Source organism: Halobacillus sp. A1, assembly GCF_024189295.1.
Classification (GTDB): domain Bacteria; phylum Bacillota; class Bacilli; order Bacillales; family Halobacillaceae; genus Halobacillus_A.
In genome coordinates, this window is sequence record NZ_JAIZEN010000014.1 from 22386 (window position 1) to 41814 (window position 19429).

The following is a 19429-nucleotide window of genomic DNA, read 5'->3' on the forward strand; positions in this document are numbered from 1 at the left end:
TTGTTGCTGTTTCTTAAATGGGGAGAGCGGTTTATGGAATGTAAGTTATGCACACAACCCTAACGCTTATAAAGTAACAATTTGTGATATAGTGTTTACTCTTATAATGTACTTCACATTATTAAAGACTGAAATTTTGGGTTTAATATAATTTTGAAAAAAACTAATTATCTTGAATTCAATTCTTAGTGTATCTGGGGCGTTAGTTGAACAATAGGTTTTGCGTGGCTACCGTTGTTGAATACATACAATAAAGGGGGAGTACTGATGAAAATAATTAGAATTGTATCAGCCATTATTGCATTTTCCTTAATAATTTTTAGTTTGATAACAGATAACATTCAAATCCTTTATTTTACGCAGTTGTTCATTGGGACAATTCTTTTAATTTACAGCTTTTCAGAGTTCCAAAGTAACCGGAAAACCCAGGCAGCTGTATTATTATTTCTATCTGGATTAATTCTATTGACAGGGATATTATCTCTTTCAAGTTGATAAAAAATGAGCATCTTCCTAATTCAAGTAGCTGGTGTGTAAATTATTAAATTACATAAAATATCTTGAAAGCAAGTCTTTCGTTAAAGGGGGCTTTTCTTCAAAAAGGAGATTAGCATTTTCTTATAAAAGTAACAGAGCAAATAAAAAAAAAGTAGATTGGAGGAACATAATGAAACGTTTTTTTAAGTTGAATGATGATGACTTAAAAGGCACTACATACATAGCAATTGACGATGATATAGTTTCTAAACAGATTACAGTAACGTCCAATAAGTACATAGCTTCAAACCGTAAAGATGAAGAGCATCATTTTTATTAAGGTTGTCTAATCATTCTCCAACTTCCTGCAGATTCATTCGGCGTGGTATAGATCATCGTGGTTTTCGGGTCGTCATGTCCGGCCTGCTGCGTGAGCCCATCAATGAAACAAAAGAAAAATGTATATAATCAATATATGAATTATCTAAATTGACACCGTTGGCAATAAAAGGGTACGTTTTAGATACAGGCCTTAATGGGTTACAAAAGGAGGATTCAATATGTTTGCCGGATTTAACTTAAATGGGTTGGATACCGCTTTTCTTTCGAGCTATAAAAATGCGGGGGAAGTTGCGTTCAACAAACAGAAGAATTACATCCAAAAAGAGTTGGATCGTTTCGTATTGGATGAAGGGAGCCTCGATGGGTCGGCGTTGCAGGATGATTGGTTTCCAGATGTAGATGCGGACATCTTTCTTTCTCACTCCCACGGGGACCAAAAACTCACCATGGCATTTGCGGCCATGTTGAAAGAGGAATTCGGATTGAAAGCGTTTATCGACTCCTGTGTGTGGGGGTATGCAGATGATCTCCTGAAAAAGATCGATGACGAATTTTGCAAAAATAAAACAGACACAGGGGCTACGTACAACTACAATCTTAGGAATTACTCCACCAGCCATGTGCATATGATGCTGTCATCCGCTTTGACTAAGATGATGGATAAAACCGAGTGCCTCATTTTCGTCAACACCCCAAATTCCATCACGACCCGTGATGCTATCGAGAAAAAAACAAAATCTCCGTGGATTTATAGTGAAATTGCCACATCCCATGTGTTGCGAAAGAAGAATCCGGAGCGACATGAGGAGTTGGAGAAGTCTTGGAAGTATGAAGCCGCTCAAAAGAAACTGGACATCGTTTATAACGTAGACCTCGATCATCTGACATTGCTCTCTACTGATGACATTAAAGACTGGCACCAACAGTACAAGATGGGTCAAGCAATCCACGTACTTGATGTCCTATACAGGAGTAAGAGATTAATAAAATTCAAGAACGAGGCGTTATACGGATAACAATCACAGGAGATGAAAATAAGTGGAAGAAAAAATGAGACATCTTGAAATGATTCAGAATGTAATATCCCGCATGGCATCTAATTCTTTCTTATTGAAAGGGTGGACTGTGACGCTGGTGGTAGGTTTATTAGCTTTTGCGAACATTGAACAAATGGATTCGAAGTTTATGTTCCTAGCATTAATCCCATCCCTATTCTTTTGGGTATTAGACGGCTATTTTATCCACCAGGGACGGTTATATGTCAAATTGTACGAGCGTGTGACCACCCTCGATAACGAGGAGATTGATTTTTCTTTGAATACTGACCAGTATAAAACAAAGGCTGGTACTCTGGTGGAGGCTATTTGTTCGAACACATTATTGATTTTTTACCTGCCGACCCTGTCCGTTGTGGCCGCTGCCATTTGGTACCTCAAGTAAGCTGGTTCAGGCTCAATCGTTCCTATAAGAGAACTCGTCGACGAATTGTCGATGGGGTGTTTTCTTCACTTCACCTACGATCAGCATGCTTTAATGAATTATAATAAACTTCTTCTCCTGCTTCTTATTTGAACTAACGGGTGCGTTAGTTGAACATCTGCTTCAATATCTCGAAATCAAGTATTCCGTTAACTGGGGCGATTGCCCAATAAGAACAATCGCTTTTTTTACTATCAAGGCAGGATAGTTGAAGACTTAGTTTCAAAAGATAATATAAAATAACGTTGTCCAAGAACCTGTATAAAAAAAGGGGGATGAATGATGGAGTTTGAGCTTAGTTTTAGAAATAAAATAGTTAGAATGTTTTTTATTTGGGTTATTCCGGTATGGTTATTAACGATAATTTTATTTTTCACCTTGCCTAACCACTATCAATGGATACCATCTTTTCTTCCAATAGTAACCGTGATTATCTTTTATCTATGGGCTAAATTTTATAGTAAAACGGAGAAAAGTTAATTATTTTATCTCGAATTCAAGTCTTCCTTTAACGGGGGCAATTCAGCAATAACAAACCATCTTTAGAGGGTATTTATTGTCTTTAGTCACAAGGCGTGCTTCCAGAGGGGGATTATGCCTTTTTAGTAAATACTGTTGAGTAAAGGGTGAGAATTTGAAATAATTGGAACTAATCATAGGCACGAGATTAATGATTAAGGGATGTGAAGTATGAAGATTAGAAAGGCAACTGTAACAGATGCAGAGGGTGTGGCAAAAGTTCAGGTTGATAGCTGGCATTCAACATACAAGGACATAGTACCTGACGAGTACTTAAGAAAGATGACCTACGAAAGCCGGGGAAAAAAGTGGAAAGATTTAATCTCTATGCAGCCAGTTTATATAGCTGAAGACAATAAGGGAAAGATAATAGGCTTCTCTAACGGCGGGCCTGAAAGGACAGGAAAGTATCCTGAATTTGAAGGAGAACTTTATGCCATTTACATATTAAAAGATCATCAAAGAAAAGGTTTAGGAAAACAGCTATTAGAGCCAATAATACAAGAACTAGAGGATCTAGGAATTTATTCAATGCTTGTTCTAGTCTTAGAAGACAATCATTCCCGTTTTTTCTATGAAAAAGTTGGAGCTGAAAAAGTGGATATTATTGAGATTGAAGTCTCTGGGAAAAGACTAAATGAAGTTGTTTATGGATGGAAAGACATTCGGAAGATCCAATAGCTGATTTAACTTTATCTTGAAATCGAGTCTTCCACAATAGGGAGCGTTAGTTGAACAATAGGTTTTGCGTGGCTACCGTTGTTGAATACATACAATAAAGGGGGAGTACTGATAAAAATAATTAGAATTGTATCAGCCATTATTGCATTTTCCTTAATAATTTTTAGTTTGATAACAGATAACATTCAAATCCTTTATTTTACGCAGTTGTTCATTGGGACAATTCTTTTAATTTACAGCTTTTCAGAGTTCCAAAGTAACCGGAAAACCCAGGCAGCTGTATTATTATTTCTATCTGGATTAATTCTATTGACAGGGATATTATCTCTTTCAAGTTGATAAAAAATGAGCATCTTCCTAATTCAAGTAGCTGGTGTGTAAATTTTTAAATTACATAAAATATCTTGAAAGCAAGTCTTTCGTTAAATGGGGCGCGCGACAAGTTCTGCTATAAGCGCTTTTCAGCGCGAAAAAGCAGGGAATTTATTGGCTTAAATTTCAACTATACAATGAAGGATGGGAATGAAGGAACCAGGTTTCTGGAAACCATCCCGTTAATACTCCTGCATGCGTTGAGACGGACAGGTCTCTTGGTATGAAGCACAGGTGAAGGCGGCAGAACAAAGGCTAAAGCCATTTGCAAAGAAAAGGTATGCCTGAGGATATGCCGGACGGCTAAAACTTAGTTAAGGTGAGAATCGTTCTTTGAGATAGGAACTGACGAACTTCCGAAGGTAAGGGTCTAAAGATACGAACGTAAGGAAACTTATGTGGTCATCTAACGATGACGTGAGTGGTGTGGAGTAAAACTGCCCCATCTGAAAGACGCTATACCGAACCAAGGCGGTATCCAGCTCACAGGCTTACAGGAAGCACCTAATTCTAGTATTGATAGCTACGTTGTATGGTACTTGGAAAGCAAGGAACGTTGGATCAAGGGCTGTCACCCGAAACGGTTGCTATAAAGATATACTGAAAAGCATTTATCCTTGTGAGGGTAGGGGAATGACTGATGAAACTTCTGTAATAGAAGTGGAGGAATAGCCCCAAGTCTAGAGTATGAAACGATTATTTTCCTAACGTGAATGGCGCCGATCGGGTAGGAACGTGGGAACATCGCTCCAAAGGAGGGATGCCACAGTGTCAACGCTGCGAAACTGGGACTATTATAATATGACGGAGACCTTTTCGCATCTTCATGAAAAAGCGAGTCAGGGAAATACGTTCTCTCATCTATATGAAACCATCATATCTAGAGAAAACATCCTGCTCGCCTTTCGCATGATCAAAACTAATAAAGGATCTAAAACACCAGGCACCGATGGGAAAACTATCGATGACATGAAAAAGCTCTCCGAAAATGATCTTGTAAACGAAGTCCGAACGAAACTTAGAAACTATTGCCCGAAGAAAGTTCGCAGAGAATGGATTGAAAAAGACAACGGAAAATGGAGACCCCTTGGGATTCCATGCATATTGGATCGAGTGATCCAACAATGCTTTAAACAAGTTCTCGAACCGATTGTAGAATCTCAATTCTTCAAACATAGCTACGGTTTCAGACCCCTACGGTCTGCTCATCATGCTATGGCAAGAATACAATCTTTGATTAATCGCGGTCAACTTCATTACGTCGTTGATGTAGATATTAAGAGTTTCTTTGATAACGTAAATCACCGTCTATTAAAGAGGCAACTCTGGAACATCGGTATTCAAGACCGTAAGGTACTCGCTTGTATTTCTAAAATGATCAAGTCAGAAATTGATGGAGAAGGAGTGCCCGATAAGGGTTCGCCACAAGGTGGAATTTTATCCCCTCTTCTTTCTAATGTCGTCTTAAATGATCTAGACCAATGGGTTGCCGACCAGTGGGAAGTATTTCCCCTGACGAAAGCCTACAGTTCAGATGATGCCAGAAGGCGAGCGAGAAAACAAACGAATTTGAAACAAGGATATCTGGTCAGGTATGCTGATGATTTTAAAATTCTTTGTCGGGATGGAAAGACAGCGCAAAGGTGGTACCATGCGATACGTCTGTACCTTAAAGAGCGTTTGAAACTGGACATCTCACCGGAGAAATCTCAAATTGTAAACTTAAGAAAACGAGAATCTGAGTTCTTAGGGTTCACCATTCGTGCGAATAAAAAGGGTAAGAAACGAGTGGCTCATACTGGGGTCATTTCTTCTAAAAGAAAGAAAATGAAGCAGGAAGCGAAAAAGCTCATTCGGAGAATGAAAAGTTCACCTTCTGCTGAGAATATTCATCGTTACAATAGTTTTGTTCTGGGACTTCACCAATACTTTAAGCGAGCGACTCATGTAAATCTGGTGTTCTCACGTCTTGCTTACGATCTTAAACCATTTTTAGTGAACCGCCTTCGACCGGTTGGAACGCTAAAACATCCTTTTCAGCCACCGCCTTTTTATAAGAGAACCTTTAGTTTAGGAACGAAAACGATCTATATCAATGGTACGTATCTATTTCCCATCGGAAATGTGAAAACATTTCATGCGATGAGTTTCAGTTCAAAACTTTCGCTTTACACAAAGACAGGCAGAGAACAGATACACAAAAGTCTTCGCCCGGATATCCAGAAAGAAATCGGTCACTTAATGAAGTCTTCGTTACCGAATCGAAGTGTCGAATACCTGGATAATCGAATTAGTCGGTATAGTATGAAAATGGGGAAATGCGAAATTACAGGCGAATATCTTCACGCTTCAGATGTTCACTGTCACCACTATGTACCAAAGAATCTCGGAGGAAGCGATCAATTTAAAAACCTGCGTATTCTTCATAAGGATATTCATCGACTGATTCATGTAAAAGATATAGAGAAGATAAAGGTTTATCTTAAACAATTACCACAGAATCGATTGATCTTAGATAAGATCAATCAATACCGAAAGGTATGTGGGGTGGAAGGGATCGAAGCATCTAGTCTCGAAGAGTAACATAGGAACTTATAATTTAGTACATACCTTTAGATGGAACGCCGGATGCTGGGAAACTAGCACGTTCGGTGTGGAGCAGGGGAAAAGCCGGAGATAACCTCAAACGCTTACCTATTGCTAACGATTGCTCGGTAGAGAATTCATCACCTCTTACTCTAAATATAGCAAATATTAAAAGATAAAAAGTATAAGATTATAATGGATACCTAAGTCAAAGAGACCAGCGAACAAAAACATCACGGTTGCCCCAATACACGTCCATATCATAAAAGTGGCGTGTTCGTGATCGTTTCTTTTAAACTCAAAAGCAAGAGAAAAATGCGTCGCGGCTAATGCTAGGAAAAAATACCCTGGCGGTATAGTATCTATACCAAAAAATGATAAAATTCCAGGAATAAGTAGTAAGATGCTTATTCCAATTAAAACTTTCGTAGTTTTAGTTAATTGTGTGATATAAGCAACCCCTTTCTTATTATCTTTTATGTTATCAAGAATAAGGATGAATTGGAAAATTAAACATAATAAAAGGTGAAATTATCTTGAATTCAAGTCTTACATAATCTGGGGCGATTCACGAAGATTGGATTGCCTTCTTCCTGTTTTAATTTTTGGAATTGTGTGATAAAATTTTCGCTTACAAGTTCTAGGAGGGGTTTTAGATGATAAATTATAATAACCGCCATTTTGTTTCCATAGAGAACACAGAAAGTGGTGAAGTTTCTTCCAAAACATATTTTGACTATTATCAAGAAGGGAATATTCTTTATGCTGATTATTCTGGTGGAGAGATAGTCAAAGGGAAATTAGTAGGTATTGTACATAAAGATGACACTTTAGAATTTCGATATAATCATGTGAACACTTCAAATGAAATCAGAGGAGGAAAGTGCAAATCCATTCCTCATATAAACTCTCAAGGGAAAATCGAACTGCATGAAGAGTGGCAATGGCTTGATAAGGATCAAACTGAAGGGAAATCCATCGTTAAGGAAGTATAAAGCGATCCTTATTAATTAGTGTAATAAAATCATGTGATTTATATATAAATTATCTCGAATTCAAGTCTTACGGAATTGGGGACAAATCCAAAACAAATGACTTTAAGATGAATACTAAATTATTTGACGTTAATCTAAGAAATGGTGGGTCTACATGAGAAATTTGCACAAGCAGTGGGTAAGAAGTTTACTTTTAATAATCGTTCTATCTTTTCTGTTGATTTGGGATAAGACGCTCCTATTTATACTAGGGTTATTGATATTGCTCCTAATAGAGGTATTTGTATATAAAGATAAAAAGAACTCTAATTAGTTAAATAAATATTGGATCGGCTACAGTTAGTTCGGAGAGATAAGGCCATATTGACTTAATTAAATATTAAAGTCGAGAAGCTATATTCATGACCAAACGAAATGGCAGCTCCAACATATCTTGAAATCAAGTCTTATAGAAACGGGGGCAAATCTTGAACAATGTTTGGGAACAAAGTTCATACTAAATAATCATTATATAAGCAAGCACTGTTCATTGAGCGGTACCTGCTTATATATTATTATTTGTGAAGCTAATGTCGAGAGGAGTCGTTAATGATTTTAAACAAGAGCAATTTGTTACTTGCTATTAGTTATCTATTTATAATTAATGAAATACTTAAACAAGTAGTTGGAGAAAACGACTACTTACAATGGTCTGTCCATACCTTGTTAGGCTTTTTAATAATAATGGGAATTTTAGTCTTCAGTAAACAAAAAGAAAAGAAGAATCAAGTAATTGCTATAATAGGTCTTGCTATATTAGCCATAGCCAATGTATTTCTTTTTGCTTAAAGCTTTAGCCCAGATCATTCCATAAAGGAAGAGCAGTTTTTTGTTTAGTCTCATAAATTTGTAAATTAAAGTAACTGGGACTTTACTTTAACAAACTTCATGAACAAAAAGACCATCAATATACATCAATTATATACATTTGTGATATATTGATGGTTTTTTTCAATACGAAAAACATACTGCCATTTCATACATGAATTAAATGTAAAATACATATTCCCTCTTACGATCCGTAATTCCTCCAACCGACCAGTTCCTGCCGTAAAATTTTTTCTGATAATTGGTTGCAACTTTTCTCCTATTTGTATATAATGAGAACCGTTATCAGTTATGCTATAAAATAAAGATATCCTCGAGCCGGGGTTATTTTTTTTATTATTTTTGATTGAAAATGATTATCATTACTAAATAGGGGTGAGTACATGCTGAAAGTGGAAGAAAGTCAATTAGTTGAAACGGTGAAGGGTCGACGTTCTATCAAGAAGTTTCAAAGCACTTCGGTGGATAAACAGCTTGTCGTTGATTTATTAAACGATGCGGTTTGGGCTCCGAATCATGGGGTCAGGGAGCCTTGGCGTTTCATGTTATTCACGGGTGAAGGGAAAGAGACAATCGTTGATGCACTGCAGAATGAGTGTGAGCGCGGCAAGTTGTCGACGAAGAATCCTGACAAGCTGATTGAGAGGTACCGCCATATCCCTGCTCACTTAGTGGTTGTGATGGAAGAGAGTGAGAAAAAGAAAATATGGGAGGAAGATTTTGCAGCAACAAGCGCATTGATCCAAAACCTGCAGCTGCTTGGCTGGGAGCAAGGGCTCGGAATGATCTGGAAGACCAACCAGTACATAAATTCCGGCTCGTTTTGTGAGGATATCGGGGTTCAAGAAGATGAAAAAATCGTAGGGATCATCCACATGGGCTATCCTGAAGAGATTCCAGAAGCTAAAGAAAGAAAGAAAGCAGAAGATAAACTAACATTCGTTAACAAAAAGGAGAGTTTAACATGATGAAAAATAAATGGGGAGTCGGAAGTCTGCTCTTCGTATCACTCGTATTATCGGCGTGCGGGAGTTCTTCCGATGAAACTTCAGGCGAAACAGACGATCAATCAGGTGAATCAGAAACTCGTGAAGTCGAGCATGCGATGGGTACGGCAGAAATTGAAGGGGAGCCGGAGCGTGTGGTTTCGCTGTTTCAGGGAGCTAATGATGCTGCCGTAGCTTTAGATGTTGAGCCTGTTGCTATTGTAGAGTCGTGGGTGGAGCAGCCTGTTTATAAATATTTGCGGGATGATCTTGAGGATGTGGATCAAGTTGGGGAGGAAACACAGCCTAACTTAGAAGAAGTCGCTAAGCAGGAGCCTGATGTTATTTTTGCCAACAAAGACCGGCACGAGGATATTTATGATGAACTTTCTCAAATTGCTCCAACGGTCATGATCGATGAAATCTATGGATGGAAGGACACGGTTGATCTCATGGGACAGTCGCTTGATAAAGAAGAAGAGTCGGATGAGCTGCTAACGGAATGGGATGAGAGAGTAGAAGACTTCAAATCTCAAATGGAAGCTGAAGGGCATTTTCCTGTCGAAGCGGCCATTACGAATTTCCGTGCGGACCATGCGAGAATTTTCTACACAGGCTTTGGCGGTGGAATTCTAAATGAACTTGGATTTGATCGTCCGGATAATCACAAAGAAGATACGTGGGGCGTAAAGCTGACGTCTAAAGAAAGTATTCCTGAAATGAATGCGGATGTTATCTTCAACTTTAATTCTGGAACGGAAAAAGACGAAATTCAGCAGACGTATGAAGATTGGACAGGACATCCTCTATGGCAGGAACTTGATGCGGTTCAGAATGACAATGTGCACAACGTCGATGAAGTGACGTGGAACAGTGCGGGCGGCTATTTAGCTGCGAACCATATGCTGGACGACTTGTACGAGATTTACGATTTAGAAGAAAATAACGACTAGAAGGAGGGGGGAATCTCCCTTTTTCTGTCTGTCAAAGGATAACGGCTGATTATGTCTTATTTACTAAAAACAAACCTATCCAAAATCATAGGGGCTGCCATCGCCGTACTTCTCTTCCTTTCTGCCTTTCTATCAAGCTTATATTTTGGCCAGACAGCGATTGTAGTGGACGATATCGTGCAGGCATTTACTAGTTTTAACTCTTCTTCTACTAACCATATTGTTATTTTAGAAGAACGGCTGCCACGGGCGGTGTTAGGCAGTGTGATTGGGGCATGTCTTGCTATCGCGGGAGCGTTGATGCAGGCGTTAACCGGCAATCCTCTTGCTTCTCCGAGCATCTTCGGAATCAATGCGGGAGCCCTGTTTTTCGTCGTGTTATCGATTACCTTGTTTTCTTTTACTTCGCTCGTTCACATTATGTGGATGGCGCTGTTAGGTGCAACTGCGGCAGGGGTCATCGTATTTATGCTGGGTTCGCTTGGCAGGGAAGGCATGACCCCTATAAAAGTGGTGTTAGCTGGAGCGGCGATCAGTGCTTTGTTTTCATCGATGACGCAGGCGATGCTTGTGTTAGATGAGAACGGTCTGCAGCAGGTCCTGTTCTGGCTGACGGGTTCCATCAGCGGCCGCTCGCTCGACATGCTTTATCCGATCCTCCCTTTTATCGTCGTAGCTGTCGGTGTGTCGATGTTTATGGGGAATGCGTTAAATGTGTTTGCGACGGGAGAAGATGTGGCGAAAAACCTTGGACAGAAAACGACTCTTTTAAAAATTGCGATTGGAGTCATCGTCATTATTCTTGCCGGGAGCTCTGTATCCATCGCGGGTGCCATCGGCTTTATCGGGTTAGTCGTTCCGCACATCACAAGGGGGATTTTCGGTCCGGATCACCGCTGGTTGATTCCTTTATGTGCCGTGCTCGGTGCCTCCTTGCTCGTCAGTGCGGACGTAGTAGCGAGATTGCTGATTATGCCCGAGGAAATACCTGTTGGGATTATGACAGCATTGATTGGAACACCGTTTTTTATTTATATTGCACGCTATGGTTTAACGAAAAGGTGAGGGCTGTTGAGGAGGGAGTTTCAGTATGGGAAGACAAATTAACATTCGCACTAAGAAAAATACGATATCCTTTCAAATTGATTTGAAGTCTCTAATCATAACCTTTCTTTTAATGGCACTCACCATTTCGGCTCTTTTTGCAGGACCCGGATTCGGGGATCCTTTTTTTAGTCCCGTGGAAATCGGACAGTCGGTATTCGGGATCGGAAATGTGGGGAATGAATTTATCATTAATACGCTGCGATTTCCAAGGGCTGCTGTATCTCTGCTGGCTGGTTTCTGTTTAGGGATAGCCGGGGCGATTCTTCAAGGAATCGTGCGTAATCCATTAGCTTCTCCGGATATTATCGGAATTACTGGAGGAGCGGCCGTAGCGGCGGTAAGCTACATCAGCTTTTTCCAGGATACGTTTGGCATTCAGTGGCTTCCTTTTGCAGCTATCGCAGGTGCCTTACTGGCTTCACTGCTCATCTACGTCATTTCATGGAACGAAGGAGTCACACCTATCCGGCTGGTACTGATCGGCATCGGCATATCGGCAGCGATGCAAGCCGGTACGATGCTCATTCTAACGATGGTCCCAGATTATTCGGCAAGCCAGGCTTACATCTGGATGACAGGAAGCATCTATGGAGCATCATGGGAAGGTCTGCGTTTACTACTGCCGTGGGCGCTTCTCATTGTACCGTTAATCATTATGTATTCAGCTATTCTCAATGTGCAGGAACTGGGCGATGATACTTCCGCCGGGCTCGGCCTGAGTGTGCAAAAGCACCGACTCGTATTGTTATTAAGCAGTGTAGTGCTTGCCGGAGCAGCTGTCTCTATCGTAGGCACCATCGGCTTCGTAGGATTAGTCGCTCCACATATCGCGCGACTGCTGGTAGGACGTTCATTTTCCTATCTGCTTCCTTCAGCTGGCTTTATTGGCGGACTGATCGTATTTTTAGCCGATATCGTTGCGCGGACGGCTTTTTATCCGAGTGATATACCTGCGGGGATTTTCACGGCTGGGGTAGGGGCGCCTTTCTTTATCTTTTTATTAGTAAAGCATAGGAATAAATTTTGATACAGCAGACCAAATCAATGCGATTTGGTCTGCTGTTTTTCTTTGGAGTTTGTGAAGGATTGCGCTGAAGCTGTATATATTCATCTCTTGTTTATTGTGAGCGGACAATCCTTTACAATGAAGGCAACTTGAAAATATTCATTTTAGGCTGCAGAAAGGAGAAGGCAATGAAAAAATTGATTTACTGTCTGTACAGCTTAATATTCGCTGGGACGATAGTGACATTGTTTATCATGAGTCAGGATATAGATAATACATATTCTTACTACTTTATTGTTTTTTACATCATTTTGCTTCTATTCACAGTGTTTTTGTCTATTCTTCTTGCAGTGGGAAATATGAAGAATCTAAAGTGGTTTGAGATAAGAAAAAGGTTTTTCCTATTTCTTGTTCTCTTTAGTGTTTTTATGGGCAGCCATTATTTGTTGGATTATTTCTTTCGAACACTGGAATTTAGTATATACGACGTTGGAGCTCCTTTAGGTTTAGCTTTTGGTTTTAGTTTTTTTGATTTAGTGTTCTTAAAAAGGGAGAGGGAGGGAGTAGAATATGAGTAATGAAAATAAAACACGTGAAGAAAATGGGAAGTTGGTAAAGCAGAACGAAGTAAACGACCCCTCTACTAGTGTGCACGGGAGCAATTTGTCCGGGGCAGCTGCAATGGGGGAGGGCTTACTTCATCATGTAGAACTGTATGTTTCCAATTTAGAGAAATCAGAATTATTTTGGGGCTGGTTCCTCGAAGAGTTAGGTTATGAGTCTTACCAAAAATGGGGAGAAGGACAAAGTTGGAAGCTGGGGGCAACGTATTTAGTTTTTGTCCAAGCAGAACATAAGTATTTGGACGTCCCTTATCACAGGTGCAGGGCTGGGTTGAATCATTTAGCTTTTCACGCGTCTTCACGTGAAAGAGTCGATGAGATGACAAAGATGCTTAAGGAGCGAGGTATAAATATTTTATATGAAAACCAGCACCCTTTTGCGGGCGGTGAGGATTATTATGCCGTTTACTTTGAAGATCCGGATCGAATAAAAGTAGAATTTGTTGCGCCATCACCATAAGATAGTAATCCTAAATCTATACACTTTATAGAAGAGCTAGGAATCCATGCATAATGGGTTCTTTTTTTATTAGAAGAGATACAAAGCATCTTTACAGTGTAACAGTGTTATGTTACATTAATGGTAAGAGGTGAAGACCATGGATGAAGGATTAATATCGAAAAAAGACTTATTAGAGCAAACCGGCATTACATACGGCCAGCTCTATCGTTGGAAGAGAAAAAAGTTAATACCAGACGATTGGTTCGTTAGAAAATCAACATTCACTGGACAGGAAACATTTTTTCCAAGAGATAAGATGCTGGAAAGAATAAATAGAATTAAAGAATTAAAGGATACTTTATCATTAGATGAGTTAGCGAATGCTTTATCTCCGAAGAAAAAGGACATAAACCTATCCAGAGAGGACTTCATCGAACGAAACATTGTTTCGTCTAATGCTGTCGCTATTTACGAAGAGCACTTTGGTGAACTTGATACGATCTCCTTCAAATCTTCGCTCTATATCTATCTTTTAGATCAATCGCTGGAAACTGGAGAAGTCGGATGGGAAGAAGGAAGGCAGATCATTCAAACCTTACACGACCACTTTCCTAAGCTGGAGGAAAAGAGCACTTCACTAATCGTGTTAAGAAAAATGGGTGTTGTAACTGTGTTGCTCGTTACCAATTCCGATGACTTTTATGTGGATGAGAAAACAAAAGTGGCTGTGTTATTAGACATAGATACAGAATTGGATAAATTATTGAATTCCTTAGTAACGGGAGGTTTTTAAATGGAAAAGGTGCAAAATAAAAATTTAAAAATTATTGGAGAAGGAAGCTATCCTGGTGGAGATTACGAAAAAGTAAAACTTACAGGACAAGGTGAAATTTCTGAAGATGTTTGTTCCCGGGAAACAAAGATTATTGGGGAGTGTCATATAAAAGGGAAAGCTACGATGGACGAATTGCATGTAACGGGCAGTTTAAATATAGATAAAAAATTGAACAGTCAAAGAATAAAAGTTATTGGTGAGTTGAATGTTGCGAAGTCGATGAAAGCCAATACGCTTGATATGAGAGGGTTTCTCAAAGGGTCTGAAAATGTGGAGCTGGAAAAGATGATGGTTAAAGGTGGATTTCAAATTACGGGATTGTTAAATGTGGGTGATCTCCAGGTTAATTTACAAGGCGCTACTAGCAAGGCCGGTGAAATTGGCGGTGAGAAGATCAGCATTAAAAGTAGAAATTTCTTGAAGCGATCTTACACACTAGAAGCAGAGGTTATAGAAGGAGATCATATTTACCTGGAGCATACCACGGCGAAAATAGTTAGAGGAAATGACATTGAAATAGGGCCGGGCTGCCATATTGAGAAAGTAGAATATAGATCTACGTTTACAAATAAAGAAAAGAATTCAAAAGATATTTCACAAGTTAATCAAATTTAAGAGCGGGGGACTTTTATTATGGTTCAAACATCAAAAAGGGACTTAATTTTATCTGGACATAGTGAATCAGGTGGCGGCTCATTCATAAAGGTTGAAATTAACGGCCATGGAGCTATACATGGAGATGTAGAATGTGAAAACTTCAAGTGTAATGGATCGGCAAAAATACATGGGGATATCTCGTCCCGGCAGGCTGTGATCAATGGAAGTACAAAGGTTCAGGGAGATTTTTCTTCTGATGAGATTAAGATATACGGGGACGCAGCGATAGAAGGGCATGCGTTTTTTCAAAAGATGGAAATCAATGGCCACGCACGAACGAAACAATCGATAAAAGGCGACCACATTCTCCTTGCAGGAATGATGAAGGTAGCTGGGGATTGTGAGGTGGAGAAAGCAGAGCTGAACGGAGCCTTTACTATTGATGGATTGCTAAACGCAGATCAAGTTGAAATATCATTACATGGTAAATCATCTGTGAAAGATATTGGAGGAGAGGTGATTACTGTAAAAAGAAATCGCCACCCTATTCTTCATTTAGATAAGCTGATTAAAACGTTGAGTAAAGAATTACAAGCAAATGTTATTGAAGGTGATGTCGTTAAACTGCAGTATACGAAGGCGAAAGTTGTTCGTGGAAATACAGTAGAGATTGGTCCTGGATGTGAAATTGAGTATGTCGAGTATAGCACTGACCTTCAAGTATCGGAAAAGGCTGTCGTAGAAAAATCTGAGAAACTTTAAATACGTATGCGGCGAGCATCTTGCCTGTTTTATGGATGTAGTAGTTTGCTGAAGATGTGAAGTCTTCAGCTTTTTTGTTTTAGCTTTTATTCTCAGTGTGGATATAACTGTTTCCGTTGAGATTGACAGCGAATAGAGCTCCGGGAATTGACTCGCTTTCCGTGGGAGTGCAGTGAGCTTCCTCAGGCTGCCGCCTTCCGGGATCTCACCAATCACTCTCATCCCACAGGAGTCTCGCAATTTCCCGGAGCTCTTTGCAATGGTGAAGTGGAACGGAAACTTCTATTGCAGGAAGTCAGATACTGAGAGATATTCATGATAAAAGCCGGGATATACCCTTTATCAGTAATTATGGAAGAGGCTTTTTCAGGTTAATGGGGTGGTTGGTAAGCTGCGAGACTCCCTTTGTAAAAGCGGAAGCGCTTCGTTCAGCGGCGTATGGACTGGACTGAGCTGTAGGAGATAAAGGAAACACGAAGAACGGAGTGATTCGATGTTGACTTATCGTACAGAAGTGAAGGAAGTCTCAGTAGCCGCTAAGCGCTGGAGCTGGATAGTCCCCCATAAGGTTTATGAACGAATTGATGCCCTAGGCTAATATAAGTGTAAGACTGGGAGAAGGATGTAGGCGAGATCCCACAGGGCTTCAGCCCGAGGAAGCTCGCCACTTCCCCCACAGGAAAGCGAGTAGCTTACCAACCGCCCCTGACTCTCAACTCTGCAACGAACCGCGGTTATCTCGGAATCAAGTCTTCCACTATCCTGCCTGCATTACTCTTTAAATTAATTCCTCCACTAGACGAGATAATTCGAACGCGTTGTTAAAATAGAAAAGAGGAAAAATTGTTTAGTGAACTTAAGACCAATTAGTTATACAATGAATGTTGAATCTTTACAATAATAGTCGTTTATTCTCTAAATATAAAGAAAATCAATAGAAAGGGAGAGAGACGAGATGCCCCCACAAGAAGATTACCGTTTTAAAATTGCCAATCGCGAAGCTTTAATCGGCGTTGGGCTGGCTGTCATCAATTTTGTTTGGTGGTTTGCTTTTGCCTACGGTCTTGGCAGCAGGCCGCCTGAGGAGTACAGCTATGTATTCGGGATTCCTTCGTGGTTTTTCTATAGCTGCATCGTCGGTTTTATATTGATTGCTGCTCTAGTCACGTTTGTCGTGAAAGTCTTTTTTGTAGAGGTCCCTTTAGACGATGAAGAGGAGGGGGACCGCTCATGAATGTGGCTGTTATTATTCCTTTAGTTTTATTCTTAGTCATTATTTTCGCTGTAGGTTTTATAGCGAGTCGGTCACTAACTAAATCGGGCAGCGATTTTATGCAGGATTATTATCTTGGCGGACGTCAGCTCGGTGGATTTATTTTAGCGATGACGATGATTGCTACATATGGAAGTGCAAGTAGTTTCATAGGAGGACCTGGTGTTGCTTATACGGAAGGGTTAGGTTGGGTGCTGCTGGCGATGGCACAGGTGGTGTCCGGCTATTTTGTGCTCATGATCCTCGGGAAAAAATTTGCGATTATGGCTAGAAGATATAATGCCGTAACGCTGACGGATTTTTTGAAGGGGCGCTATCAAAGCAAGTGGGTCGTCATCACGGCAGCTTTCAGCATTATTATTTTCCTTTTTTCAGCGATGGCCGCTCAGTGGGTCGGCGGGGCTCGTTTAATCGAGTCGCTTACCGGGCTTAGTTACACATCGGCTTTGTTCATCTTTGCTGTGTCCGTCCTAATTTATGTTATCATTGGCGGGTTTAAGGCTGTCGCATTAACCGATATGATCCAGGGCGTTGTCATGGTCGGCGGAACGTTGATTTTACTTATAGCCACCATTATCGCAGGAGGCGGGATTTCTAATATTATGGCAGACTTGACGGCTGAAAATCCCAATTTGATTACACCGTTTGGAGCGGAAGGAAGCTTGACGCCGTCATACGTATCTTCTTTTTGGATTCTTGTCGGTGTGGCCGTGGTCGGTCTGCCGCAAGTAACGGTTCGCGCCATGTCGTATAAAAGCTCAAGAGCGATGCACCGTGCACTGATTATAGGGACATTTGTCGTTGGTTTTATTATGTTGAACATGCACTTAATCGGTGTGTTCGCTCGTCCCATCCTTCCAGGCATTGAAGTCGGCGACACGGTGATGCCGCTAATTGCTCTGGAAGTTCTCCCGCCGTGGGTAGCCGGTATTGTTTTAGCCGCCCCCATGGCAGCGATCATGTCGACGGTCGATTCCCTGCTGCTTCTCGTCAGCTCTTCCGTCGTCAAAGACATTTACGTCAACTACGTTAAACCAGATGCCACGTATCAAAGGGTAAAACGTATGAGCTTTGGCGTTACAGCTGTATTAGGAATTTTAGTTTTTCTTATGGCGCTTAATCCTCCCGATCTATTAATCTGGCTGAATCTCTTTGCTTTTGGCGGATTGGAAGCTACGTTCATTTGGCCTGTCGTGATGGGGCTGTACTGGAAGACAGGCAACAAATATGGAGCTCTTTCTTCGATGGTCGTCGGCATTGGTTCCTACATTGTGATCGATGTCTTTTACACGTCATTGTTTGGATTGCACAGTGTTGTCTTCCCTGTCGTTCTTTCCTTTATCGCCTATGTAGTGGTCAGTCTGGCTACGAAACATCTAGTGGTAAAAGAGGCTGGTGAAATAGCAGCGGAGAGTTAATGTACATGTCATCATCCGGACTCGTGAATGATTGAAAAAAACCCCCGCTTCGACTTATTGAAGCGGGGGTTTTAATGTATTGGCAACCTAAAATAGCTTTTGAGATAAGTAAGAATACAAGCCGTTTTGTTCGTAAGTTAACGGTGTTACTTCATCAACCGAACGCTTCACGACGTCTTCCGCATTCTGCATCGCGACAGAGCAGCCAGCCAACTCAAGCATAGGCAAGTCATTTTCCCCGTCTCCTATCGCCATTAAATCTCCAGGAGCCATATGATATTCCTCCAGCAATTTCGAAATTCCGACGGCTTTTGAAACGCTTTCCATAATTTCTGCATTATGCAGCGTAGAAGAAAAGGCGGAAAAGTTGTAGCTTTCCTTGAACGTTTCTAAAGTCTGTTTCCATTCCTTTATTTTCACCGTGTCCATACTAAAGAAATAAACTTTCACATTGTCTTCGTAAGACAGGTTGTCCACCCAGCGAATATCCTCAGTAATTGCCTGTTTTCTTGAAAGGTATTCATTATCCATTAACGTATCCGGCCGGGAACCACCTATTATATTTTCGAAGACCTCTTTATCCTCTTTGCGTGCAATTCGATCCCCTTTATGTGGATGAACTTCGTAATATAATTCATTTTCACGTGCTTTATCAACCGCAAGACGTACGAGATCCGGGTTTAATTTATGCTCGAACAAAACCTCCTCGCCCCTGTAGCATCCCATCCCGTTGGCAGAAACGATCCCATCAGGTTTTAATTCTGACGGTAGAACATCCTCGATTTCAAGTCTGGTCCGGCCGGATGCAATAAATATTCGAATACCTTTTTCCTGTTGGACAGTCTGAAGCAGCGAGAGTAGTTCTTTCGTCACTTTATTTTCAGAATTTAATAACGTGCCGTCCATATCAAGCGCTATGGCTTTAGGGTTCATTAAAAAGCCTCCTTGTTTTGAAACTGTATATAGAATAGTTAAAGTATAATGTCGTTATACTAATAAAACAACGTAGCAGAGAGCCCAATCTGTGTTTTAAACGCTTACACAGATTGGGCTTGAATGTTGTTGTGAACGATTTGTAAGCGTTTTATAATTAGAAGTAAGAAATGGAG

18 protein-coding genes are annotated in these 19429 nt (G+C 40.5%); 17 read left to right on the forward strand and 1 reads right to left on the reverse strand.

Translation table 11 applies throughout. The features are described 5' to 3' along the window. The first annotated feature begins 667 nt into the window (after positions 1 to 667). The 17 genes from LF817_RS14270 to panF all read left to right on the forward strand — a co-directional run bounded on the left by LF817_RS14270 (position 668) and on the right by panF (position 18320). Entirely contained in the window at positions 668 to 817 is a 150-nt protein-coding gene (locus tag LF817_RS14270) for a hypothetical protein (protein WP_253936480.1), read from the forward strand. A gap of 220 nt (positions 818 to 1037) precedes the next feature. Continuing rightward, entirely contained in the window at positions 1038 to 1835 is a 798-nt protein-coding gene (locus tag LF817_RS14275; protein ID WP_253936481.1) for a hypothetical protein, read from the forward strand. Positions 1836 to 1857: 22 nt separating this feature from the next. Further along, positions 1858 to 2259: a hypothetical protein gene (locus LF817_RS14280; protein ID WP_253936482.1), complete on the forward strand. Its 402-nt coding sequence runs from the start codon at positions 1858 to 1860 to the stop codon at positions 2257 to 2259. A gap of 729 nt (positions 2260 to 2988) precedes the next feature. Next, on the forward strand, positions 2989 to 3498 hold the full coding sequence (locus tag LF817_RS14285) for a GNAT family N-acetyltransferase (RefSeq protein WP_253936483.1): 510 nt from the start codon (positions 2989 to 2991) through the stop codon (positions 3496 to 3498). 1140 nt (positions 3499 to 4638) lie between these two features. Next, positions 4639 to 6453: a group II intron reverse transcriptase/maturase gene (gene ltrA, locus LF817_RS14290; RefSeq protein WP_253936484.1), complete on the forward strand. Its 1815-nt coding sequence runs from the start codon at positions 4639 to 4641 to the stop codon at positions 6451 to 6453. Between the two features lie 659 nt (positions 6454 to 7112). Beyond that, a complete protein-coding gene (locus LF817_RS14295) occupies positions 7113 to 7451 on the forward strand; it encodes an avidin-fold protein (RefSeq protein ID WP_253936485.1) in 339 nt (112 codons plus the stop codon). 588 nt (positions 7452 to 8039) lie between these two features. Then, positions 8040 to 8279 carry a hypothetical protein gene (locus LF817_RS14300; protein WP_253936486.1) on the forward strand — a complete coding sequence of 80 codons (240 nt, stop codon included), beginning with the start codon at positions 8040 to 8042 and terminating at the stop codon, positions 8277 to 8279. A gap of 422 nt (positions 8280 to 8701) precedes the next feature. Then, on the forward strand, positions 8702 to 9286 hold the full coding sequence (locus LF817_RS14305) for a nitroreductase family protein (RefSeq protein WP_253936487.1): 585 nt from the start codon (positions 8702 to 8704) through the stop codon (positions 9284 to 9286). Beyond that, complete coding sequence (locus LF817_RS14310; protein WP_253936488.1) at positions 9283 to 10257, forward strand: ABC transporter substrate-binding protein; 975 nt, start codon at positions 9283 to 9285, stop codon at positions 10255 to 10257. Before LF817_RS14305 ends, LF817_RS14310 begins: the two co-directional genes overlap by 4 nt. Before the next feature lie 51 nt (positions 10258 to 10308). Continuing rightward, on the forward strand, positions 10309 to 11322 hold the full coding sequence (locus LF817_RS14315) for a FecCD family ABC transporter permease (RefSeq protein WP_253936489.1): 1014 nt from the start codon (positions 10309 to 10311) through the stop codon (positions 11320 to 11322). Between the two features lie 25 nt (positions 11323 to 11347). Then, positions 11348 to 12391 (forward strand): FecCD family ABC transporter permease, encoded by a 1044-nt coding sequence (locus tag LF817_RS14320; protein WP_253936490.1) that lies wholly within the window; start codon positions 11348 to 11350, stop codon positions 12389 to 12391. A 660-nt stretch (positions 12392 to 13051) separates the two neighbouring features. Continuing rightward, complete coding sequence (locus tag LF817_RS14325; RefSeq protein ID WP_253936547.1) at positions 13052 to 13453, forward strand: VOC family protein; 402 nt, start codon at positions 13052 to 13054, stop codon at positions 13451 to 13453. 139 nt (positions 13454 to 13592) lie between these two features. Beyond that, complete coding sequence (locus tag LF817_RS14330; protein WP_253936491.1) at positions 13593 to 14228, forward strand: YhbD family protein; 636 nt, start codon at positions 13593 to 13595, stop codon at positions 14226 to 14228. After that, entirely contained in the window at positions 14229 to 14885 is a 657-nt protein-coding gene (locus LF817_RS14335; protein ID WP_253936492.1) for a hypothetical protein, read from the forward strand. It abuts the gene before it with no gap. Positions 14886 to 14903: 18 nt separating this feature from the next. After that, positions 14904 to 15629 (forward strand): polymer-forming cytoskeletal protein, encoded by a 726-nt coding sequence (locus LF817_RS14340; RefSeq protein WP_253936493.1) that lies wholly within the window; start codon positions 14904 to 14906, stop codon positions 15627 to 15629. 955 nt (positions 15630 to 16584) lie between these two features. Continuing rightward, complete coding sequence (locus LF817_RS14345; protein ID WP_253936494.1) at positions 16585 to 16863, forward strand: YhdT family protein; 279 nt, start codon at positions 16585 to 16587, stop codon at positions 16861 to 16863. After that, positions 16860 to 18320 (forward strand): sodium/pantothenate symporter, encoded by a 1461-nt coding sequence (gene panF, locus LF817_RS14350; RefSeq protein WP_253936495.1) that lies wholly within the window; start codon positions 16860 to 16862, stop codon positions 18318 to 18320. Before LF817_RS14345 ends, panF begins: the two co-directional genes overlap by 4 nt. Before the next feature lie 87 nt (positions 18321 to 18407). On the opposite strand, the gene LF817_RS14355 is transcribed toward panF, so the two are convergent. Then, complete coding sequence (locus LF817_RS14355) at positions 18408 to 19253, reverse strand: Cof-type HAD-IIB family hydrolase (RefSeq protein WP_253936496.1); 846 nt, start codon at positions 19251 to 19253, stop codon at positions 18408 to 18410. Positions 19254 to 19429: the final 176 nt, after the last annotated feature.